Below are 18,948 nucleotides of genomic sequence, written 5' to 3'. Positions count from 1 at the left end.
ACCGGATCTTAACCGTGGTTGCCGGGCAGGGTGGCGGAACGCCGTGTGCCTGCTAGAATTGCGGGATGATCCGGCTTGTCACAGTCGCCTCCGTAATGTCCACGTACCAGAAGCCCGCGGTCGCGGTGGACCCGAATGACAGCGCCCAGACCGAGCTTTGGGCAAGCCGGCTGAACGTATCCCGCGAGAGGCTGCTGGAGACGATTTCCGAGGTAGGGCCGTCGCTGGCTGCCGTGCGGCATCGCCTGGAAAAGCAGGAATAAAAGTTCCCCGCCGGGATTTCGCGACAGGCATCCACCATATATTGGCCGGATGTCGAAGCCGAGCCGCAACACCTTGGCCGCTCCGATTCGATGTGCTATCTGGCGGAGGCCGCTTCGACCATCCGCTATTGCTGTTCGCACCCGTGCATCACGGTCTGCGCTGCCGAGGATATTTTTTGCATGGATTCTTCCGCCAAAACCGCCTCCGCCCCTGATCCTTTCTTCGCGGCCACGCTGGCCGAAGCCGATCCGGAGATCGCCGCCGCGATCAAAGGCGAACTGGGCCGTCAGCGTCACGAGATCGAGCTGATCGCGTCGGAGAACATTGTCAGCCGTGCGGTTCTGGAGGCGCAGGGCTCGGTGATGACCAACAAGTACGCGGAGGGTTATCCGGGCGCGCGCTATTACGGCGGATGCGAATGGGTGGATGTCGCCGAAACACTGGCGATCGAGCGCGCCAAAAAGCTGTTCGGCGCCCGTTTTGCCAACGTCCAGCCGAATTCGGGCAGCCAGATGAACCAGGCGGTGTTTCTGGCGCTGCTGCAGCCGGGCGATACCTTCATGGGGCTCGACCTTGCCGCCGGAGGGCACCTGACGCATGGCGCGCCGGTCAACATGTCCGGCAAGTGGTTCAAGGTCGCGCACTATACTGTGCGGCGCGACGATCACCTGATCGATATGGACGAGGTGGCCCGCCGCGCCGAGGAGGTGAAGCCGAAGCTGATCATTGCCGGCGGCTCAGCCTATTCGCGGCCATGGGATTTCAAGCGCTTTCGCGAGATCGCCGACAGCGTCGGCGCCTATCTGATGGTGGATATGGCGCACTTCGCGGGCCTGGTTGCCGGCGGTGTCCATGCATCGCCGGTGCCGCACGCGCATGTGACGACAACCACGACCCACAAGTCGCTACGCGGCCCGCGAGGGGGTCTCATCCTGTGCAATGATGAAGCGCTCGCCAAGAAGTTCAATTCGGCCATTTTTCCGGGGTTGCAGGGCGGTCCGCTGATGCATGTCATCGCCGCCAAGGCCGTGGCGCTCGGCGAGGCGCTGCGACCGGACTTCAAGATCTACGCGAAGAACGTCGTCGAAAACGCCAAGGCGCTTGCTGAAAGCCTACGTGGTCATGGTTTCGATATCGTGTCCGGCGGCACAGACAACCACCTGATGCTGGTGGATTTGCGTCCCAAGGGGCTGAAAGGCAACGTTTCGGAAAAGGCGCTGGTTCGCGCCGGCCTGACCTGCAACAAGAACGGCATTCCCTTCGATCCCGAAAAGCCGTTCGTGACCTCGGGCCTGCGTCTCGGTACGCCAGCCACCACCACGCGTGGCTTCGGAGTGAGCGAATTCAAACAGGTCGGCGGCCTGATAGCGGAAGTGCTCACGGCCATCGCACAGGCCGAGGACGGCAAGGCCCCACTGGTCGAGGCGGCGGTGAAGGAGAAGGTCAAGGCGCTGACGGATCGCTTTCCGATCTATCTGGATAGATGAACTCGCGCATGAAGGTCGGGAAGGCCGGTGACGTTTCGAAACTTTCAGCGTCATCTCCTGAATTAACTGACGCGCTCACCTGATTGAAAATGATAAGTTATCCGGGTGTAAGAGAGCCGTATGGCCCACGGGGCCTCTAACGGCTGCTCCGGCGATGGCAAGGTGAATTGAGAGATGCGCTGCCCGAGCTGCAACAGTTTGGATACGCAGGTCAAGGATTCCCGGCCGACCGAGGATTCCGCCGTCATCCGGCGCAGGCGGGTCTGCATGGCCTGCAATTTCCGGTTCACGACGTTTGAGCGGGTGCAGCTGCGGGAGCTCACGGTGATCAAGCGCAACGGCCGGCGGGTGCCGTTCGATCGGGACAAGCTGGTACGCTCGCTGCAGATCAGCCTGCGCAAGCGTCCGGTCGAACCCGAGCGCATCGAAACCTTGGTCTCGGCCATCGTTCGCGAACTCGAAAGTGGCGGTGAGGCCGAAATTTCGTCCGAAACCATCGGCGAGATCGTCATGGAGCACCTGCGCAGCCTCGACGACGTGGCCTATGTGCGCTTCGCCTCGGTCTACCGCAATTTCCGCGAGGCCAAGGATTTCGAGGCGGTCCTGGGTGAACTCTCCAGCGAGGACGACCCGCGGCGGGTTCCGCTTCGCAAATGATCTTCGGCGTTCTGGAGGAGCAGCACGTCGCTGGTCTCCGAACGGAGAGGGCCGTCGATTTGCACTTCATGCAGCTGGCGCTTGCGCTCGGCCGCCGCAGCCTGGGCGCGAGCGCGCCCAACCCGGCCGTGGGCGCCGTCATCGTGAAGGACGGTGTTATCGTCGGCCGCGGCTGGACCCAGCCGGGAGGGCGTCCGCACGCGGAAGCCGAGGCGCTGCGGCGCGCGGGAGAGGCGGCGCGCGGCGCGACATTGTACGTCACGCTGGAGCCGTGTTCTCATGTGGGAAAAACGCCGCCTTGCGCGGACGCCGTGATCGCGGCCGGCATTACGCGGGTCGTATCCGCGATCGAGGACCCCACTCCCGAAGTCTCCGGGCAGGGCCATGCGCGATTGCGGGCTGCTGGCGTATCGGTGGAGGTCGGACTTTGCGCGGCCGAGGCGGCGCACCATCATGCCGGACATTTCCGGCGGGTCCGGGACAGGCGTCCGCACATCATTCTCAAGCTCGCTTTGTCCAGCGACGGAAAGATCGCTGCCGCAGGAGGCGTGCCGGTCGCCATCACAGGCGAGGCGGCGAGGGCGCGGGCGCATCTTCTGCGCGCGCAGTGCAGCGCGATCCTGGTCGGCATCGGCACCGTCCTGGCTGACGATCCTCTCCTGACCTGCCGGCTTCCCGGCATGGAAAAGCGCTCGCCGCTCCGCGTGGTTCTGGATCACGCGCTGCGCATCCCGGAGAGCAGCCGCCTTGTCCAGTCCGCGCGCGAAACCCCGCTTTGGGTCATGACCTCGGAAGTTGCCGAAGCATCAAGGGCGATGAAGCTCGGCGCGGCCGGCGTGCGGGTAATACGCGTTCCGCTCGCGGCAGGCGCGACCGGGCTCGATCTCGTGGCGGTACTCCGCGCTCTCTCGGAAAGCGGTGTCACCCGGCTGGTGGTTGAAGGCGGCGCGCGCGTTGCATCGTCGTTTGTCACGGCGGCGCTGGTTGACGAAGCGTGGCTGCTGCGCGGTCCGGATCCGATCGGCGACGACGGCGTGGCCGCGCTCGGGACCTTGCCGCTGACCGCCATTACCGGGTCGCCGCGATTCAGGATGCGTGCGGGCGAGACGCTGGATCAGGACGCTCTCGCGATCTACGAACGTGTCCAGAACATGAACCGATCAAGTTGAATCCGGCCATGCTCCGGTAATCCTTATCTGGTCGCGTTTTCTTCACGCGAACCGGTGTCCACTTCGTTCGAAAACGCTATAAATGGAGTTGCGCTTGAAGCCGTCATGCCCGTCCCAGCACCGGACATCTACCTCTTTCGGCCGCCGCGGAAGTACTGGATTCGGAAGGTTCTGATGTTCACCGGCATAGTGACAGACATCGGCGAGATCGAAAGCGTGACGCGCACGGCGCAGAACCGGCTGCACCGCCTCCGCATCCTCTGTCACTACGATCAAGCCACTATCGCGGACGGCGCGTCGATCGCCTGCAACGGCGCATGTCTGACGGTCGTCGCCTCCGGCGTCGCCGGCGGCTTGACCTGGTTTGATGTCGATGTCGGGGCGGAAACGCTCGATGTGACGACGGCGAAGCACTGGGCTGTGGGAACGCGGCTTAATCTTGAACGCGCGTTGAAGATCGGGGACGAGCTTGGCGGCCATATTGTTGCGGGTCACGTCGATGGAATCGCGACCATCCTGACGCGAGACGATCAGCACGGCATGGCGCGCTTCGAATTCTCTGCCGCTCCCAGGTTGGCGCGGTTCATCGCCGTCAAGGGCTCCGTGACACTGGACGGCGTATCGCTGACGGTAAACAGCGTTCGGAACGAGGCGTTTTCGGTGCTCACGATTCCGCGCACGCTCGGCCTTACCACGCTGGGGGATTGGCGTCCGAACAGCGAGGTCAATATCGAGGTCGACCTGATGGCGCGTTATGCCGCACGCCTGAGCGAGACGAAAAGCGATTCATTGACGGAAGCATGATACGCGGGCTACTGGCCTCTTTATCGGAACCAATACCGGGCAGGCCCGGCACGGCGAACCGGAGCAGGTATGGCAGAGGCAAGGCACGCACCGCTTAAGGATCAGACGAGCGTCTCCGGCGCGCGTGTTCTGATCGTGGAGGCGCGGTTCTATGATGACATCCAGGATGCGTTGCTTGAAGGAGCGGTCGCCGAACTGCGATCTGCCGGCGTCCGTCATGACGTCGTCACCGTTCCGGGCGCGCTGGAGATTCCCGCGGCCATCGTCTTCGCGCTCGATGCGGCCGAGCGCAGCGGCGAGCCTTACGATGCGGTGGTCGCGCTCGGATGCGTCGTGCGGGGCGACACCATCCATTTCGAGATCGTCTCGACGGAATCCGCGCGCGCGCTGATGGATCTGTCGGTGCAACGTCGCATCGCTCTCGGCAATGGCATCATCACCGTCAACACCGATGATCAGGCGTGGGCGAGGGCGCGGGCGGGCGAATTGAACAAGGGCGGCCACGCGGCGCGGGCAGCGCTGACGATGCTGCGGCTGAAACGCCGGTTGGCGAAGGCGTAACGGAGCGATGGCGGACATCAAGGCAAGCATTGACAGGAAGGCAAACAGGCGCGGCGCGGCGCGGCTCGCCGCGGTGCAGGCGCTGTATCAGATGGAGATCAGCGGCGCCGGCATCAACGATGTCTTCGCGGAGTTCGACAGCCACTGGCTCGGCAACGAAGTCGAGGGCGACAGGTATCTTCCTGCCGAGGCAGCCTTCTTTCGGGACGTGGTGGCGGGCGTGGTTCGCGATCAGGTGAGGATCGACCCCTTGATCGACGATGCGCTCTCGAAAAGCTGGCCGCTGAAGCGTGTCGCCGCGATCCTGCGCGCGGTGCTGCGCGCCGGCTCGTACGAACTGGAGCACCGCAAGGATGTTCCGGCGCGGGTGGTGGTGTCTGAATATGTCGATGTCGCGCACGCTTTCGTCGAAAAGGATGAAGCCGGCATGGTGAATGCGGTGCTTGACCAGATCGCGCGCCGTTTTCGCAACGCCGAGTTTACTCGCTAGAGCATGATCCCGAAAAGTGGAAACCGGTTTTCGGAGAAGATCATGCTCAAACAAAAAGATAAGCGACGAGTCTGATTCAACGCAGTTGAAACAGACTCTGGAGCCTTTTCGCTTCTGATGGAATCAGAAGCGAGGCTCTCAGATTTGATTTGTCGCGTTTTCTTCACGCGAACCGGCGGCCACTTCGCCTGAAAACGCTATAACAAAGCGCATTCCGCTGCGGCGGCGCGGATGAACCTCGACGAGTCGAAACATGTCCGGTGAAGACGACCTGATCGCTCGCTACTTCAAGCCGATCGCGACCGATCCGGGGGCGCTCGGGCTCACTGACGACGCGGCGGTCTTGAAAGGCAGCGGCGACGATCTCGTGATCACAACCGACGCGATCGTCGAAGGGGTGCATTTTCGGAATGATGATCCGCCTGAAACTGTCGCCAGGAAAGCATTGCGGGTCAATCTTTCCGATCTCGCCGCCAAGGGAGCCACGCCCGCCGGATTCGTTCTGACTCTGGCCTTGCGTGAACTGGACGAGAGATGGCTCGCGGCCTTCGCGAACGGGTTTGCCGGCGACGCCATCGCCTTTGATTGCCCGTTGCTCGGCGGTGACACCGTCGCCACTCCCGGACCGCTGACGATCTCCGTCACGGCCTTCGGTCGCGTGCCCCGTGGTGAAATGATATTGCGTAGCCGCGCGCAGCCCGGCGACCGTATCGCCGTCTCCGGCACGATCGGCGACGCGGCGCTCGGGCTCGCCATTCTCTCAGGCAACGTGACGGTCAGCGATCCTGAGATCCGTGAGCCGCTGATCCAGCGATACCGGATCCCGCAACCGCGCCTTCGCCTCGCAAAGGCTGTTCGCAACCACGCGCGGGCGGCGATGGATGTTTCCGACGGTCTGGCGGGTGATCTCGCGAAACTCTGCAGAGCGTCGGGGGGGTCGGCAACCGTCGATGCCGCGGCCGTTCCGTTCTCCGAAGCTGCACGCGGACTGATAGAGCAGGGGCAGGCGAGTTTCGCCTCCGCCGTGAGCGGCGGCGACGATTATGAGATTTTGTGTACAGTCGCGAGGGATCGCTGGGATGATTTCGCGCGGGCGGCACGCGTCGCCGGCGTCGCCGTGACACCGATCGGAGAGGTCGTCGCGGGCGACGCGCCTCCGAAATGGCGCGACGCAAAAGGCGACGATATCGCGCTCGCGCCGCTTTCCTACAGCCACTTCTGAACAGGGAGCGGCGCGCGAACCCACGGCGCGCAATGACGCCCGGCTGGAGCCTTTCCGCGTCTGATTTCAATCAGAAGCGAACGCTCTTGAATGAGGCTCGTTCAGGTGCCGCCGAACCGGCGCGACCACCAGCCGGCGCGGCGCGGCCGGGTTTCGTCCGATGCTTGCGGAGGAGGCTGTTGCGTCTCCGGCGTCGGCTCTTCCGGCTCGCGTTGAACGACGGGAACGGAAGGTGGCGTTTCCTCCTGCGAGGTGAAGCTCACCTTTTCACGTACCGTCGAGCGACGGCAAACAGTTTTCTCGGGCTCCGGAACCGTCCCGTTTCCGGTCTCGGCCGGGGAACTCGCCGGCTCTTCGCCGTGCTGCTGCGGCTGAGTTTCAGATTCGGACAAATCGCTCTGCGCTTCCGGCGCCAGCGACACGGAATCAAGGTCCGCGACGGCGTCGACGGCTTCCGATGCCGGGGTGGCATTGAGCTCGTCGGAATCCGGATCGACAGGACTTGCACCATTGCTGCCGCGTCTCCGGCGTCCGCCGCGCCGTCCGCGCCGCCTCGGGCGGCGCTCGTCCCCGTCTTCGGACGGATCGGCCGGGGCCGCGCTGTCCTGCGCCGGAGACTCCTCTCCCTCATTTTCGACGTCGTCGATCATGAAGCGTGCGGCGGCGAATTCGGCGGCAATCTGAACGCTGTCCGGAACCTCGACCGTTTGCGGGATCTGGCTGTCGTTTGTTTCGCTGGAGCGTTCACGCCGCCGGCGTCGCCTCCGCTTGCGGCCGTCACCCTCGGTCTCACCGCTCACCTGCTCATCGGCGCGAGCTTCGGCGTCGTCGGCCTCGGTCTCGGTTTCCATATCGGGCGGCGGATCGTCGTCCTGAACTTCTTCAGCTTGCGGCGGGTATGCGGCGAGTTGCGTGGCCAGCAGCGCTTTTGCGGCTTCCAGGGTATGCACCTGCTCGCCGCGATCAATCACGAAGGATTGCTGACCTGCGAGCGCGGGGTCGGCGACCACGGAGAGGCCAACCTTGAAGCTGTGCTCGAGGGCGCGCAGATGCCCGCGCTTCTGATTGAGCACATACAACGCGACGCTAATCCGCGTCCGTACAACAAGGTTGTGCGTCGCGCCTTTCATCAGAACTTCCTCAAGGCCGCGCAACAACTGTAGCGCCACCGAGGGTACCGAGCGGACATGGCCGCTGCCGCCGCATTGCGGGCAGGACTCCGTCGAGCTTTCCAGCATGCTGGCGCGAATGCGCTGGCGCGACATTTCCAGAAGACCGAAGTGCGAAATGCGCCCGACCTGGATGCGCGCGCGATCGTGGCGCAGGCACTCGCTGAGCTTACGCTCCACCGCGCGGTTGCTTCGCTTCTCGTCCATGTCGATGAAGTCGATGACGATCAGGCCGGCAAGATCGCGCAGCCGCAACTGCCTGGCGACTTCCTCGGCAGCCTCGAGATTGGTCTTGAGCGCGGTATCCTTGATGTGATGTTCGCGGGTCGAGCGGCCTGAGTTGACGTCGATCGATACCAGCGCTTCGGTCTGGTTGATGACGATGTATCCACCGGAGCGAAGCTGCACCGTCGGAAGAAACATCGCGTCCAGCTGGCTCTCGACGCCCATCCGCGAAAACAAAGGCTGGCCGTCGCGATACTGCTTCACGGCCCGGGCGTTGGATGGCATCAGCATCTTCATGAAGCCGCGCGCTTCATGATAGCCGGCTTCACCGGCCACCAGGATTTCGTCGATTTCCTTGCTGTAGAGATCGCGGAGGGAGCGCTTGATCAGCGAGCCTTCCTCGTAAACGAGTGTCGGCGCCTGGGACCGCAGGGTCATATCGCGCACGGTTTCCCACATGCGGATCAGATACTCGAAGTCGCGCTTGATCTCCGGCTTAGTGCGCGCAGCGCCGGCGGTGCGCAGGATGACTCCCATTCCCTCGGGGACATCGAGGTCCTGCACAACCTCCTTGAGCCGCGAACGGTCCTGCGCCGAGGTGATCTTGCGGCTGATGCCGCCGCCGCGCGCCGTATTGGGCATCAGCACGGCATAGCGGCCGGCCAGCGACAGGTAGGTCGTCAGCGCCGCACCCTTGTTGCCGCGCTCCTCCTTGACCACCTGCACCAGCATGACCTGACGGCGCTTGATGACTTCCTGAATTTTGTACTGACGGCGCGGCCGGAAGGCTCGCTCGGGCACCTCCTCGAGAGCATCGTCGCCGCCGACGGATTCGACCTGCTCCTCTTCTTCTTCCTCATCGTCACCGTCATCATCGGCGCGATCTTCGACGCGGACCTCATCCCCACGAGTCTCTCCCTCATGAGTTTCTCCCTCATGAGATTGGCCGTGGTCGTGATCGCCGCTCGCATGACCGTGTGCGTCGAGAGCATGATCTTCATCCGGGGAGATGGCGAGCCCGACCTGATCGTTCCGGGCGGCGTCGTCAGCGGAGGTCTCCGAGCCCGTCGCATCACCTAGCGCTATCGATGGCGAATCCTCATCCGAAGGCGTCGCAACCGGATCGTCCCCGGTGGCCTCCTGGTTTTCGTCTTGCTCATGATCCCCATTATCGGGATCAGGCGCGAAAGCGAAGTCTTGCGCCTCCGGCAGGTGGTCCGCGCCGGTTTCGTGGTCGGAGCCGTATAGGGAGCTTGATCCAGCCTCGTGCGAGTGATCGTCACCATCCAAAGGATGGCGATCCGGATCTGTCGGCTGATCGTGATCCTGTACGCCGTACTGTTGTCCGAAATGATCGTCCGCCGCGGACTCATCATGCGGCGGATCGGACTGCGGCGCGTCCGCGCCCGCGGCCTGATGCTCCCCGTCCTCGACGATGGCGCTTTGCACGCGTTCGCCATGGTCTCGCCGGCGGGCGTTGCGGTGCCGCGAACGACGGCGGCTGGAGCGATCCTCGGACTCCTCCTCGGCCTCGCGGTGCGCCCGCTCGTCGGCCTCGATCAGCGCCTGACGATCGGCGACCGGAATTTGATAATAGTCGGGATGGATTTCGCTGAACGCCAGGAAGCCGTGACGGTTTCCTCCATACTCGATAAACGCGGCTTGTAGCGACGGTTCGACGCGGGTGACCTTGGCCAGATAGATGTTGCCGCGTAGTTGTTTGCGTTGAGCGGATTCGAAATCAAATTCCTCGACGCGGTTGCCGCGGACCACCACCACCCTGGTTTCTTCCGGGTGGGTGGCGTCGATCAACATTTTGTTGGGTTTGTTGGGCATTTTGAAGCTCTTGGAGGCGGATGGCGCATGACATGGCACGCGCGTGTCGCGCGGCCGGCCCATGCAACGGTCCACCTGATTCGGGGGTGAGGGGAAGGCTGCGCCGCGATCCCGTACGCCGGACCGACCTTGCTCCCTGCGAGACGCGATCCGCGAAGTTTTCACTTCGCCTCGGCGCGGTCCTTACGGAAAAAATGGTCGGCTTCTCAGTATGGCGCATCAGGCGTCAGCCCGTCTAAAACAGGTTGGCGGCAAATAAAGCACCGCCGCATATCTCTCTCGCTGCCGGACCGACACGGCGCCAAGGCGCCTGCCGGTTGTCGTATTACCTCGTGGCCGATGGGCCGGGACAATCGGATACGACCTCTCCAAGTCGCCCCCGGTTCAAATGATAACCTGGGACAGAATGCCTCCCGAACCTGAGAACACCTCTGCAATTCGGCCGCGCGTCGCGCTGGCTGTATGGAGGGATCAGGAAACGCCGAGCTTCCAGCAACTTGAAGCCCTGCGCTGCACCCGGGAGGCTGAACGCGACACAACCGTGAGTTTAGCCGTCAGCACTCACCTACATACGTGGATTGCCCGTCGCATGCAAGGGACAGCGTCGCCAGCCTGCAACATCTCTAAACAGCCGTGACCCATTAAGCCCGGATTAACCGTGCGGTTCTATTGCGATTAAAAGGCAGCTCGGAGGCATGGGTTCGTTGGCGTGCCGCGCAAATATGGGAATCGTCTGGCTATGCGCCACAGCGATGTTTGTTCCCGGCGCGGCTTCGTTCGCCGCCGGGAACGAGCCCGTGCGCCCCGAGGTCGCGGTTGACTTCCCGGTCGCCTCCGCGGTGCGTGTCGCGGGTGATCTGAAACAGACCCGCTTCGTCCTCGATCTCGACAAGAAGATCGATCTTCGCGCTTTTCTGCTGAGCGATCCTTACCGGGTCGTGATCGACACTCCCCAGGTCAGTTTCCGTCTTGCGCCGAAGGCCGGGGAGGCGGGACGCGGCCTGATCAAGGCGTTCCGCTATGGCCTGGTGATGCCGGGCGGATCGCGGATCGTCTTCGATCTCGCGGGACCTGCGAAAATCGGGAAAGCCTACGTGCTTGACGCCGCGAACGGTCAGCCCTCCCGTCTCGTCGTCGAGCTTGAGGCCGTCGACCGTGCCGCATTCAACCGCTTGCTGGCGCGATCGAGCAGCCCGGAACCGGCGAAGGATACCGGTCCTTCAGGGCCCGTTGCCGATGCGCCCGGCTCGACTGGAGCCGAGGACGGCCGCCTCGTGGTCGTGATCGATCCCGGCCACGGCGGACTCGATAATGGAACCCAGGCTTCAACGGGAGAAAGCGAAAAGGATCTGGTGCTGGCCTTCGGCACAGCCTTGCGCGACCGCATCGAGCAGGGCGGCAAGTTCCGTGTTGTCATGACACGGACCGACGACACCTTTATTCCGCTGGCGGAGCGCGTGCGCGTCGCCCGTAACAATGGCGCTTCGCTATTCGTGTCGATTCACGCGGACGCCTTGCCGCGCCACGAGGGTGATGCGCGGGGCGCAACAATTTACACGCTGTCGGACAGGGCCTCGGACCGCGAGGCGGAACGGCTGGCCGAAGCCGAGAACAAGGCGGACGCCATCGGCGGCGTCGATCTGACCGAGGAGCCGACGGAGGTAGCCGATATCCTGATCGACCTCGCGCGGCGGGAAACGCGCACATTCTCAAATCGTTTCGCCCGACTGTTGATGGGTGAGATGAAAACCTCCGCGCGGATGCATAAGCACCCGCTGAAGTCGGCCGGATTCAGAGTGCTGAAAGCTCCCGATGTGCCGTCGGTGCTGGTCGAACTGGGTTACGTTTCGAATAATGCGGATCTTCGCCAGATGGCATCCGAAGAGTGGCGTTCCAGGACGGTCCGGTCGGTCGCGAAGGCCATCGAGGCATTCCTTGCGAAAAGAGTGGTATCAGCCGCTCCGGTGGACTAAAGCCCTTCACCGCTTCATGGAAGAGGTGAAGGGACTCTACTTTATGTTTTGACGCGTTTTCTTCACGCGAACCGGATTCCATCCCCGGGTCAAGCCCGAGGACATGCTTCGCTCGAAAACGCTATAAGCATGAAAAGCGGCGCGTTGCGGGTGAGAAGCCCTAGTTTGGACACAGCGTCCGCCCTATAGACAAGTTTCGTAAACTCGCGGAATCGCCAAAATCGGCATGCCCGATCCGGGCGGATGCCTCGACGAACGAAACGCGTCCATCCGGCGACGATGCCTGTAGTCGCCGCCTGTAGTCGCCGCCTGTCGTTGCCGATGATTCAGGTTCCGGATAACAAAACGGACATTCGATGATGCGCTTGCTGCTGCGGTTCATGGGTTTTCTGTTTGCCGCGGGGACCATTCTGTTTCTGGTCGGGGTCGCGGCGGTCGCGGGATTGATCTGGCATTTTTCCCAGGACCTGCCGGAGTATTCCCAGCTTCAGAATTACGAGCCGCCGGTGATGACGCGTGTCCATGCGTCCGATGGTTCGCTGCTCGGCGAGTATGCGAAGGAGCGCCGGCTCTACCTGCCTATACAGGCCGTGCCGAAGCTGGTTATCAATGCGTTCCTGGCGGCCGAGGACAAGAATTTCTATGAGCACGGCGGCATCGATTATCAGGGCATGGCGCGTGCGGCGCTGCTTTATGCTCAGAACTACGGCACCAACAAGAGGCCGCAGGGCGCCTCCACGATCACCCAGCAGGTCGCCAAGAACTTTCTTCTGACCAACGAAGTTTCCTTTACCCGCAAGATCAAGGAAGCCCTGCTGGCCATGCGCCTCGAGCGCACCTATTCCAAGGACAAGATTCTCGAACTGTATCTGAACGAGATCTACCTCGGTCTTGGCGCTTACGGTATCGCGGCCGCGTCGCTCGTGTACTTCGACAAATCGGTCAACGAATTGAGCGTCGCCGAGGCCGCATACCTTGCGGCTCTGCCAAAGGCACCCTCGACGCTGCATCCGGTCAAGAACCGTGAGCGCGCGATCGAACGGCGCGACTATGTCGTCGACCGGCTGCTGGAGAACGGCTGGGTCAACCAGGCCGACGCGGAAAAAGCTCACAAGCAGCCGCTGATCGTCACCGGCCGGTCCAGCGGGGCGCATACTTTCGCCGGCGAATATTTCGCCGAGGAGGTTCGGCGCGATTTGTTCGAACGCTACGGCGAAGAAAAGCTCTACGGGGGCGGCCTGTCCGTCCGGACGACGCTCGACCCGGAATTGCAGGTGATGGCGCGCAAGACCATGGCCAATGGCCTCGTCACCTATGACGAAGCTCAAGGCTGGCGCGGCCCGGTGAGCAAGCTCGACATCTCCGGCGACTGGGGGGTGAAACTCGCCGAGGTCAAATCGTTGTCCGATATTTCGCCGTGGAGAATGGCGGTCGTGCTCGAGTCCGACGACAAATCGGCGCGGATCGGCTTCCAGCCCGGACGCGAGCTTGGCGGCGCCGTAAGCCGGGAGCGGCGAACAGGTTTGATTACGCTTGACGGGGTGAAATGGGCCAAGGCCACATCCGGGTCAGCGCGTGGCCGCACGCCGACAAAGGTGTCTCAAGTGCTTTCGCCCGGTGACGTGATCTATGCCGACCCCCTGATCGCAAAGGACGGCCAGACCGTCGAGGGGGAATACCGGTTGCGCCAGTTGCCCGAAGTGTCCGGCGCGATGGTGGCGATGGATCCGCGTACCGGCCGTGTGCTGGCGATGGTCGGCGGCTTCTCCTTCGATCAAAGCCAGTTCAATCGCGCAACTCAGGCGTACCGCCAGCCTGGCTCCTCGTTCAAGCCGCTCGTCTACTCCTCGGCGCTCGACAACGGGTATACGCCTTCCACGGTCGTGGTCGATGCGCCGATCGAGATCGATCAGGGGCGCGGCTCGGGCGTTTGGCGGCCGGAAAACTACTCCAAAGAAAAGTACTACGGTCCGCAAACGCTTCGAAATGCGCTGCGGCTTTCGCTCAACACCGTTACGGTCCGCCTGGCGCAGGATGTCGGCATGCCGCTGATCGGCGAATATGCCAAGCGCTTCGGCGTTTATGACGAACTGCCGAACTATCTGTCCTACGCACTCGGAGCCGGCGAGACCACGGTGCTGCGCATGGTGACCGCGTATTCGATGTTCGACAACGGCGGCAGGCGCGTGAAGCCGACCCTGATCGACCGCATTCAGGATCGTTACGGTCACACCATCTACAAGCACGACGCGCGGGAGTGCCGCGGCTGCGAGGCGCCGGAGGGCTGGAAGAATCAACCCGAACCTCAGTTGATCGACCATCGCGAGCAGGTGCTGGATTCGATGACGGCTTACCAGATCACCTCCATGATGGAAGGTGTGGTGCAGGCCGGCACCGCCACGGTGATGCGCGAGGTCGGCAAGCCGATCGCCGGCAAGACCGGCACGACCAACGACCAGAAGGATGCCTGGTTCATCGGATTCTCGCCCGACCTCGTCGTCGGCATCTATGTCGGGTATGACAAGCCGCGCAATCTCGGCCGCAGGGCGACGGGCGGACATCTGGCGGCTCCGATCGCGCGAGATTTCATGAAGGTCGCGCTCGCCGACAAGCCGGCCACTCCGTTCCGGATTCCTCCCGGCATCAAGCTGGTTCGCGTTGATTCCAAGTCAGGCATGCGCGCAGGCCCCGGCAGCGGCGGCAAGACGATCCTTGAAGCCTTCAAGCCTGGCACGGCGCCGCCCGACAACTATTCCGTGATCGGTGTGGCCGATGCTGACGGACGCGAGCCGCAGCCGCTGCCCGACGCCGACCGCAGCCTGTTCCGGCCCGGCACCGGAGGGCTTTACTAAAAACATGATCCGATCACTTTGAATCGGACCATGCTCTCGAAATTATCGTCTGGTCGCATTCTCTTGCGATAAACGCGCGGTCCTTCGGGTTTCATGTCCGGCACGATTGCGCTTTGCGGGCTTGGCGGCTAAATCACACGCTGTTGTTGAATGAGCCGTAAGCCGTGGACTCGAAAAGCTATGCGCGCTGAAATCGAAAGACTCGTCGAAGAGATCAAGCAGTCGGTCGGGCTGCTGAGGAGGCATCTTTGACGTCGACACATCAACCGCGCGCCTGGCGGAGCTGAATCAACTCGCCGAAGATCCAGATCTCTGGAACGATCCCCAGAAAGCCCAGAAACTGATGCAGGAGCGGACCTCACTTGAGGATTCGCTGGCCGGCATCGGCAAGGTTGAGGGAGAGCTCAAGGATCAGATCGAAATGATCGAACTCGCCGAGGCGGAGAACGATCAGGCTATCATCAACGAATCTGAAAACGCGCTGAAGGCCCTCAAGAAGGAGGTCGCCCGCCGCGAACTCGAAGCCTTGCTCTCGGGAGAGGCGGATCGCTTCGACACCTATCTGGAGGTGCATGCCGGCGCGGGCGGCACCGAAAGCCAGGACTGGGCCTCGATGCTTCTGCGCATGTATACGCGCTGGGCGGAAAAGCGCGGTTTCAGGGTCGAGTATCTGGAAGAGACGCCCGGCGAAGAGGCCGGCATCAAATCCGCGACGGTTCAGGTCAGTGGCCACAACGCCTATGGCTGGCTCAAGACCGAGGCAGGCGTGCATCGCCTCGTGAGAATCTCGCCGTTCGATTCCAATGCGAGGCGCCATACGTCGTTTTCGAGCGTGGCGATCTTCCCGGTTGTCGACGACAGCATCAAGATCGATATCAAGGAATCGGACGTTCGGACCGATACCATGCGCTCCGGCGGCGCAGGCGGACAGCATGTCAACAAGACCGAGTCGGCGGTGCGGCTGACACACGTTCCGACCGGGGTCGCGGTGGTTTGTCAGGCCGGGCGCTCGCAGCACAAGAATCGTGCGCAGGCTTGGGACATGCTGCGGGCGAGGCTTTACGAGATCGAACTCAAGAGGCGGGAAGAGCAGGCCGCCGCCGATCAGGCCGCCAAGACCGATATCGGCTGGGGCCATCAGATCAGATCCTACGTTTTGCAGCCCTACCAGATGGTGAAGGACCTCCGAACGGGAGTGCAGACGTCGGATACATCGGGCGTCCTCGACGGCGACCTCGACGACTTCATGGCGGCAACGCTGGCGCAGAGAGCTTTTGGCACCACGCCGGGCGCCGTCGAGGATGTCGAGTGATCAGGCTATAGCGTTTTCGAGCGAAGTGGAATCCGGTTCGCGTGAAGAAAACGCGTCAAATCAATATCATAGAGCTTCGCTTCTGATTCAATCAGAAGCGATAATGCTCTAGGTCTCAGACCTGGTTGGTCTTAGACTTGATTGATCTCAGACTTGGTCGTCGACAAAATTCTCGTCAAAGCCGTGCATGCGGAGAGCCCACTGGAGGCCGACGACCGCACCCTTGATCGGCTGAATCAGCCAGAGCGCCATGATCAGCGTCAGCGGAAGGTAGATCGCCCACTGCAGGATCAGCGGCGGAGAAAAACCTTTCTCGATCAGCAGCGCCAGCGGCACCACGATGTGACCGACGGAGACGATGACGAGATAGGCCGGCAGGTCGTCGGCGCGATGCGGGGTAAAATCGAGTCCGCATTCCGAACATGTGTCGGCGGTTTTCAGAAAGGTACGAAAAAGCTTGCCTTCGCCGCACCTTGGGCAGCGGCAGAAAAAACCGTGCCTCATCGCGGCCCAAGCGTCACGCTTTTCGCCTTCCGGGGTCCAGGTTTTGCCGGCTGCGGTATCGGGAGGAAGCGCGGTCATGATTTGCCCTTCTTCGGTTTGCCGGCCTTGCTCTTGCCCGGCTTGCGCGATGTCCCGCGCGGTTTACGGCCCGGATGGGCTTTCGAATGAACATCGGGATGACCCGCGTTCCGACCTCGCGGCGTCCTTGTTTTCCCTCCACCCCGCGCGCGGGGGAGGCGCGACCTCACTTCGGGTCCGGATAAAAGCTCGAACCGCAGAGCGCCGGCCAAGGGTACAGCTTCTACCAGACGAACCTCCACCACGTCACCCAGCTTGTGCATGGAACCGCTGCGGGAACCCACGAGGGCATGCCGGGTCTCGTCGTACTTGAAGTATTCGGTCCCCAGCGAGCGGATCGGGATCAGCCCGTCGGCTCCGGTGTCGGCCAGTTTCACGAAAAGTCCGGCACGGGTCACACCGGAAATACGCGCCTCGAAGATATTGCCGATGCGGTCGGCGAGAAAATGCGCGATCAGGCGATCGGCGGTCTCGCGCTCGGCTTTCATGGCGCGCCGCTCGGTGACTGAAATCCGCGCGGCTATTTCGGCGAGCGTCTCGGCAGCGTCGGAATGCGGCAGCGCCCCGTCGCCAAGACCGAGCGCGCGGAGCAGGGCGCGGTGCACGACCAGATCGGCGTATCGCCTGATGGGCGATGTGAAATGCGCGTAGCGCCGCAGGTTGAGGCCGAAGTGGCCATAGTTCTCCGCCGAATACTCAGCCTGCGCCTGCGAACGAAGAACCACCTCGTTCACCAGCGATTCCGAGTCATGGCCCTTGACCTGATCCAGCACGCGATTGAACAGCTCCGGTCTCAACGCGCCGCTTCTGGCGAAGGACATATCGAGAGTCTTCAGGAATTCGCGCAGGTTGTGGACTTTCTCGACCGTCGGCTCGTCATGCACGCGATAGATCAGCGGCAGCCCTTTCTTCTCCAGCATCTCGGCTGCGGCGACGTTTGCGAGGATCATGAATTCCTCGATCAGCCGATGCGCATCGAGGCGATCCGGCACGATCACGCGATCGACCGTTCCGTCCTTCTTCAGCAGAATCTTGCGTTCGGGCAGTTCAAGATCGAGCGGATCGCGCTCGTCGCGCGCGCGCTTCACAAGTGCATAGGCAGCGTAAAGCGGTTTCAGAATCGGTTCGAGCAGGGGGGCGGTAGAGTCATCCGGGTTGCCGTCGATCGCGGCCTGCACCTGCGCGTAAGCGAGCTTTGCCGCCGAGCGCATCAGGATGCGATGAAAGGTGTGCGAACGCTTGCGTCCGTCGGCGTCGATCACCATGCGCACGGCGAGCGCCCCGCGCGCTTCGCCCGGAACGAGCGAGCAGAGATCGTTTGAAATGCGCTCGGGCAGCATCGGGACCACGCGATCGGGGAAATAGACCGAATTGCCGCGCTCCAGAGCTTCACGATTCAGCGCCGATTCAGGTCGCACGTAATAGGCGACATCAGCGATAGCGACGGTGACGATAGCGCCGCCCGGGTTGTTGGGATCATCGTCCGGCGCGGCGTGAACCGCGTCGTCGTGATCCTTCGCATCGGGCGGATCGATGGTGACGAGCGGCACCGCGCGCCAGTCTTCGCGGCCTTGCAAGGCGGCGGGCTTTGCAGCGGCGGCCTCGCGCAAGGCGGCCGGCGTAAACTCTTGCGGAATGTCATGGGCGTGGATCGCGATCAGGCTGACGGCCTTTTCGGTCGCGAGCGAGCCGAGGCGTTCCTTCACCTTGCCGGAAGCAAGTCCGAAACCGCGGATCCGCGCGAGTTCGACGCTCACGAGATCGCCGTCCTCCGCGCCCGCGCTGTCGGCCTTCGCGATGTTCAACTCACGCCCGGCCTGCTTTTTGTCGACCGGCACGAGGCGTCCGCCACCCTGGGGCAAGGCGCGATAGATGCCGAGGATACGCGCGCGGGTGCGATCGATGACCCTGATGACGCGAGCGCGATAGCTTGCGGGTTCATCGGACTCGATTGTCTCGATGCGCAGCAGCGCGCGATCGCCGACGCCGGCCACGGTGCCGGGCTTCGCCCGGCGCGGCACATGAATCAGGATCCTCGGCGCGGGCGTCGCTTCATCGTCCCACTCGGTCGGCGTGGCGATCAGTTCGCCGTCACTATCGCGTCCCGTGATATCGGCCACCAGCGTGGGCGGCAGCATTTCCGGCTGCCGCAGCTTGCGGCCCCGTTTGACGATTGTGCCGTCATCCGCGAGCGCGCGAAGGATCAGCTTAAGCTCGGCGCGATCGGCATTCTTCAGGCCGAACTCATGGGCGATCTCACGTGTGCCGGCCCGGCCGGGATGCGCGCGGATGAAAGCGACGATGGTCTCGCGATCCGGAAAATTCCTGGCGCGCGGCTTGCTCAC

Annotated in this window: 14 protein-coding genes; 11 read left to right on the top strand and 3 right to left on the bottom strand. The window is 62.8% G+C overall.

Annotated elements, in window-relative coordinates; genetic code table 11:
- The first annotated feature begins 95 nt into the window (after positions 1-95).
- The 8 genes from ACMYR2_RS09785 (at position 96) to thiL (ending at position 6,654) form a co-directional block, all read left to right on the top strand.
- Entirely contained in the window at positions 96-263 is a 168-nt protein-coding gene (locus ACMYR2_RS09785) for a DUF3606 domain-containing protein (RefSeq protein ID WP_347263354.1), read from the top strand.
- A gap of 180 nt (positions 264-443) precedes the next feature.
- Positions 444-1,751, top strand: coding sequence for a serine hydroxymethyltransferase (gene glyA, locus ACMYR2_RS09780; RefSeq protein WP_347263353.1), 1,308 nt, complete (start codon positions 444-446; stop codon positions 1,749-1,751).
- 174 nt (positions 1,752-1,925) lie between these two features.
- Positions 1,926-2,408, top strand: a complete 483-nt coding sequence (nrdR, locus tag ACMYR2_RS09775; protein WP_347263352.1) for a transcriptional regulator NrdR — start codon at positions 1,926-1,928, stop codon at positions 2,406-2,408.
- The gene (gene ribD / locus ACMYR2_RS09770; protein ID WP_347263351.1) at positions 2,405-3,577 is read left to right on the top strand and encodes a bifunctional diaminohydroxyphosphoribosylaminopyrimidine deaminase/5-amino-6-(5-phosphoribosylamino)uracil reductase RibD; all 1,173 of its coding nucleotides are present in this window, start codon (positions 2,405-2,407) and stop codon (positions 3,575-3,577) included. Before nrdR ends, ribD begins: the two co-directional genes overlap by 4 nt.
- Positions 3,578-3,751: 174 nt before the next feature.
- On the top strand, positions 3,752-4,381 hold the full coding sequence (locus tag ACMYR2_RS09765) for a riboflavin synthase (RefSeq protein ID WP_347263350.1): 630 nt from the start codon (positions 3,752-3,754) through the stop codon (positions 4,379-4,381).
- Positions 4,382-4,450: 69 nt separating this feature from the next.
- Entirely contained in the window at positions 4,451-4,942 is a 492-nt protein-coding gene (gene ribH, locus ACMYR2_RS09760) for a 6,7-dimethyl-8-ribityllumazine synthase (RefSeq protein WP_416192847.1), read from the top strand.
- A gap of 7 nt (positions 4,943-4,949) precedes the next feature.
- A complete protein-coding gene (gene nusB / locus ACMYR2_RS09755) occupies positions 4,950-5,432 on the top strand; it encodes a transcription antitermination factor NusB (protein WP_141383559.1) in 483 nt (160 codons plus the stop codon).
- A gap of 253 nt (positions 5,433-5,685) precedes the next feature.
- Complete coding sequence (gene thiL / locus ACMYR2_RS09750) at positions 5,686-6,654, top strand: thiamine-phosphate kinase (RefSeq protein ID WP_347263348.1); 969 nt, start codon at positions 5,686-5,688, stop codon at positions 6,652-6,654.
- Positions 6,655-6,755: 101 nt separating this feature from the next.
- Here thiL and ACMYR2_RS09745 read toward each other — a convergent pair whose 3' ends face one another.
- A complete protein-coding gene (locus tag ACMYR2_RS09745) occupies positions 6,756-9,884 on the bottom strand; it encodes an Rne/Rng family ribonuclease (RefSeq protein ID WP_347263347.1) in 3,129 nt (1,042 codons plus the stop codon).
- A 704-nt stretch (positions 9,885-10,588) separates the two neighbouring features.
- On the opposite strand from ACMYR2_RS09745, the gene ACMYR2_RS09740 reads away from it, so the two are divergent.
- From ACMYR2_RS09740 to prfB, 3 genes are all read left to right on the top strand, one after another.
- On the top strand, positions 10,589-11,857 hold the full coding sequence (locus ACMYR2_RS09740; protein WP_416194084.1) for an N-acetylmuramoyl-L-alanine amidase: 1,269 nt from the start codon (positions 10,589-10,591) through the stop codon (positions 11,855-11,857).
- 359 nt (positions 11,858-12,216) lie between these two features.
- Positions 12,217-14,709 (top strand): penicillin-binding protein 1A, encoded by a 2,493-nt coding sequence (locus ACMYR2_RS09735; RefSeq protein WP_347263360.1) that lies wholly within the window; start codon positions 12,217-12,219, stop codon positions 14,707-14,709.
- Between the two features lie 180 nt (positions 14,710-14,889).
- A protein-coding gene (prfB, locus tag ACMYR2_RS09730) for a peptide chain release factor 2 (protein WP_347263345.1) occupies positions 14,890-16,021 on the top strand; the annotation gives its coding sequence in 2 pieces (ribosomal slippage) (positions 14,890-14,958 and positions 14,960-16,021; 1,131 coding nt in all).
- 147 nt (positions 16,022-16,168) lie between these two features.
- Here the strand turns inward: prfB and ACMYR2_RS09725 are convergent.
- On the bottom strand, positions 16,169-16,603 hold the full coding sequence (locus ACMYR2_RS09725) for a DUF983 domain-containing protein (protein WP_347263344.1): 435 nt from the start codon (positions 16,601-16,603) through the stop codon (positions 16,169-16,171).
- The gene (rnr, locus tag ACMYR2_RS09720; RefSeq protein WP_416192846.1) at positions 16,600-18,948 is read right to left on the bottom strand and encodes a ribonuclease R; all 2,349 of its coding nucleotides are present in this window, start codon (positions 18,946-18,948) and stop codon (positions 16,600-16,602) included. Before rnr ends, ACMYR2_RS09725 begins: the two co-directional genes overlap by 4 nt.

The organism is Nitrobacter sp. TKz-YC01 (genome assembly GCF_047824785.1).
Lineage (GTDB): Bacteria > Pseudomonadota > Alphaproteobacteria > Rhizobiales > Xanthobacteraceae > Nitrobacter.
The sequence above is the reverse complement of the archived record's forward strand: the minus strand, read 5'-3'. Positions and strand labels throughout refer to the sequence as shown.

What these genes read in the sequence shown, in the direction of transcription:
- ACMYR2_RS09785 (WP_347263354.1), top strand. Translation starts at nt 96, where the DNA reads ATGTCCACGTACCAGAAGCCCGCGGTCGCGGTGGACCCGAATGACAGC.
- glyA (WP_347263353.1), top strand. Translation starts at nt 444, where the DNA reads ATGGATTCTTCCGCCAAAACCGCCTCCGCCCCTGATCCTTTCTTCGCG.
- nrdR (WP_347263352.1), top strand. Translation starts at nt 1,926, where the DNA reads ATGCGCTGCCCGAGCTGCAACAGTTTGGATACGCAGGTCAAGGATTCC.
- ribD (WP_347263351.1), top strand. Translation starts at nt 2,405, where the DNA reads ATGATCTTCGGCGTTCTGGAGGAGCAGCACGTCGCTGGTCTCCGAACG.
- ACMYR2_RS09765 (WP_347263350.1), top strand. Translation starts at nt 3,752, where the DNA reads ATGTTCACCGGCATAGTGACAGACATCGGCGAGATCGAAAGCGTGACG.
- ribH (WP_416192847.1), top strand. Translation starts at nt 4,451, where the DNA reads ATGGCAGAGGCAAGGCACGCACCGCTTAAGGATCAGACGAGCGTCTCC.
- nusB (WP_141383559.1), top strand. Translation starts at nt 4,950, where the DNA reads ATGGCGGACATCAAGGCAAGCATTGACAGGAAGGCAAACAGGCGCGGC.
- thiL (WP_347263348.1), top strand. Translation starts at nt 5,686, where the DNA reads ATGTCCGGTGAAGACGACCTGATCGCTCGCTACTTCAAGCCGATCGCG.
- ACMYR2_RS09745 (WP_347263347.1), bottom strand. Translation starts at nt 9,884, where the DNA reads ATGCCCAACAAACCCAACAAAATGTTGATCGACGCCACCCACCCGGAA.
- ACMYR2_RS09735 (WP_347263360.1), top strand. Translation starts at nt 12,217, where the DNA reads ATGCGCTTGCTGCTGCGGTTCATGGGTTTTCTGTTTGCCGCGGGGACC.
- ACMYR2_RS09725 (WP_347263344.1), bottom strand. Translation starts at nt 16,603, where the DNA reads ATGACCGCGCTTCCTCCCGATACCGCAGCCGGCAAAACCTGGACCCCG.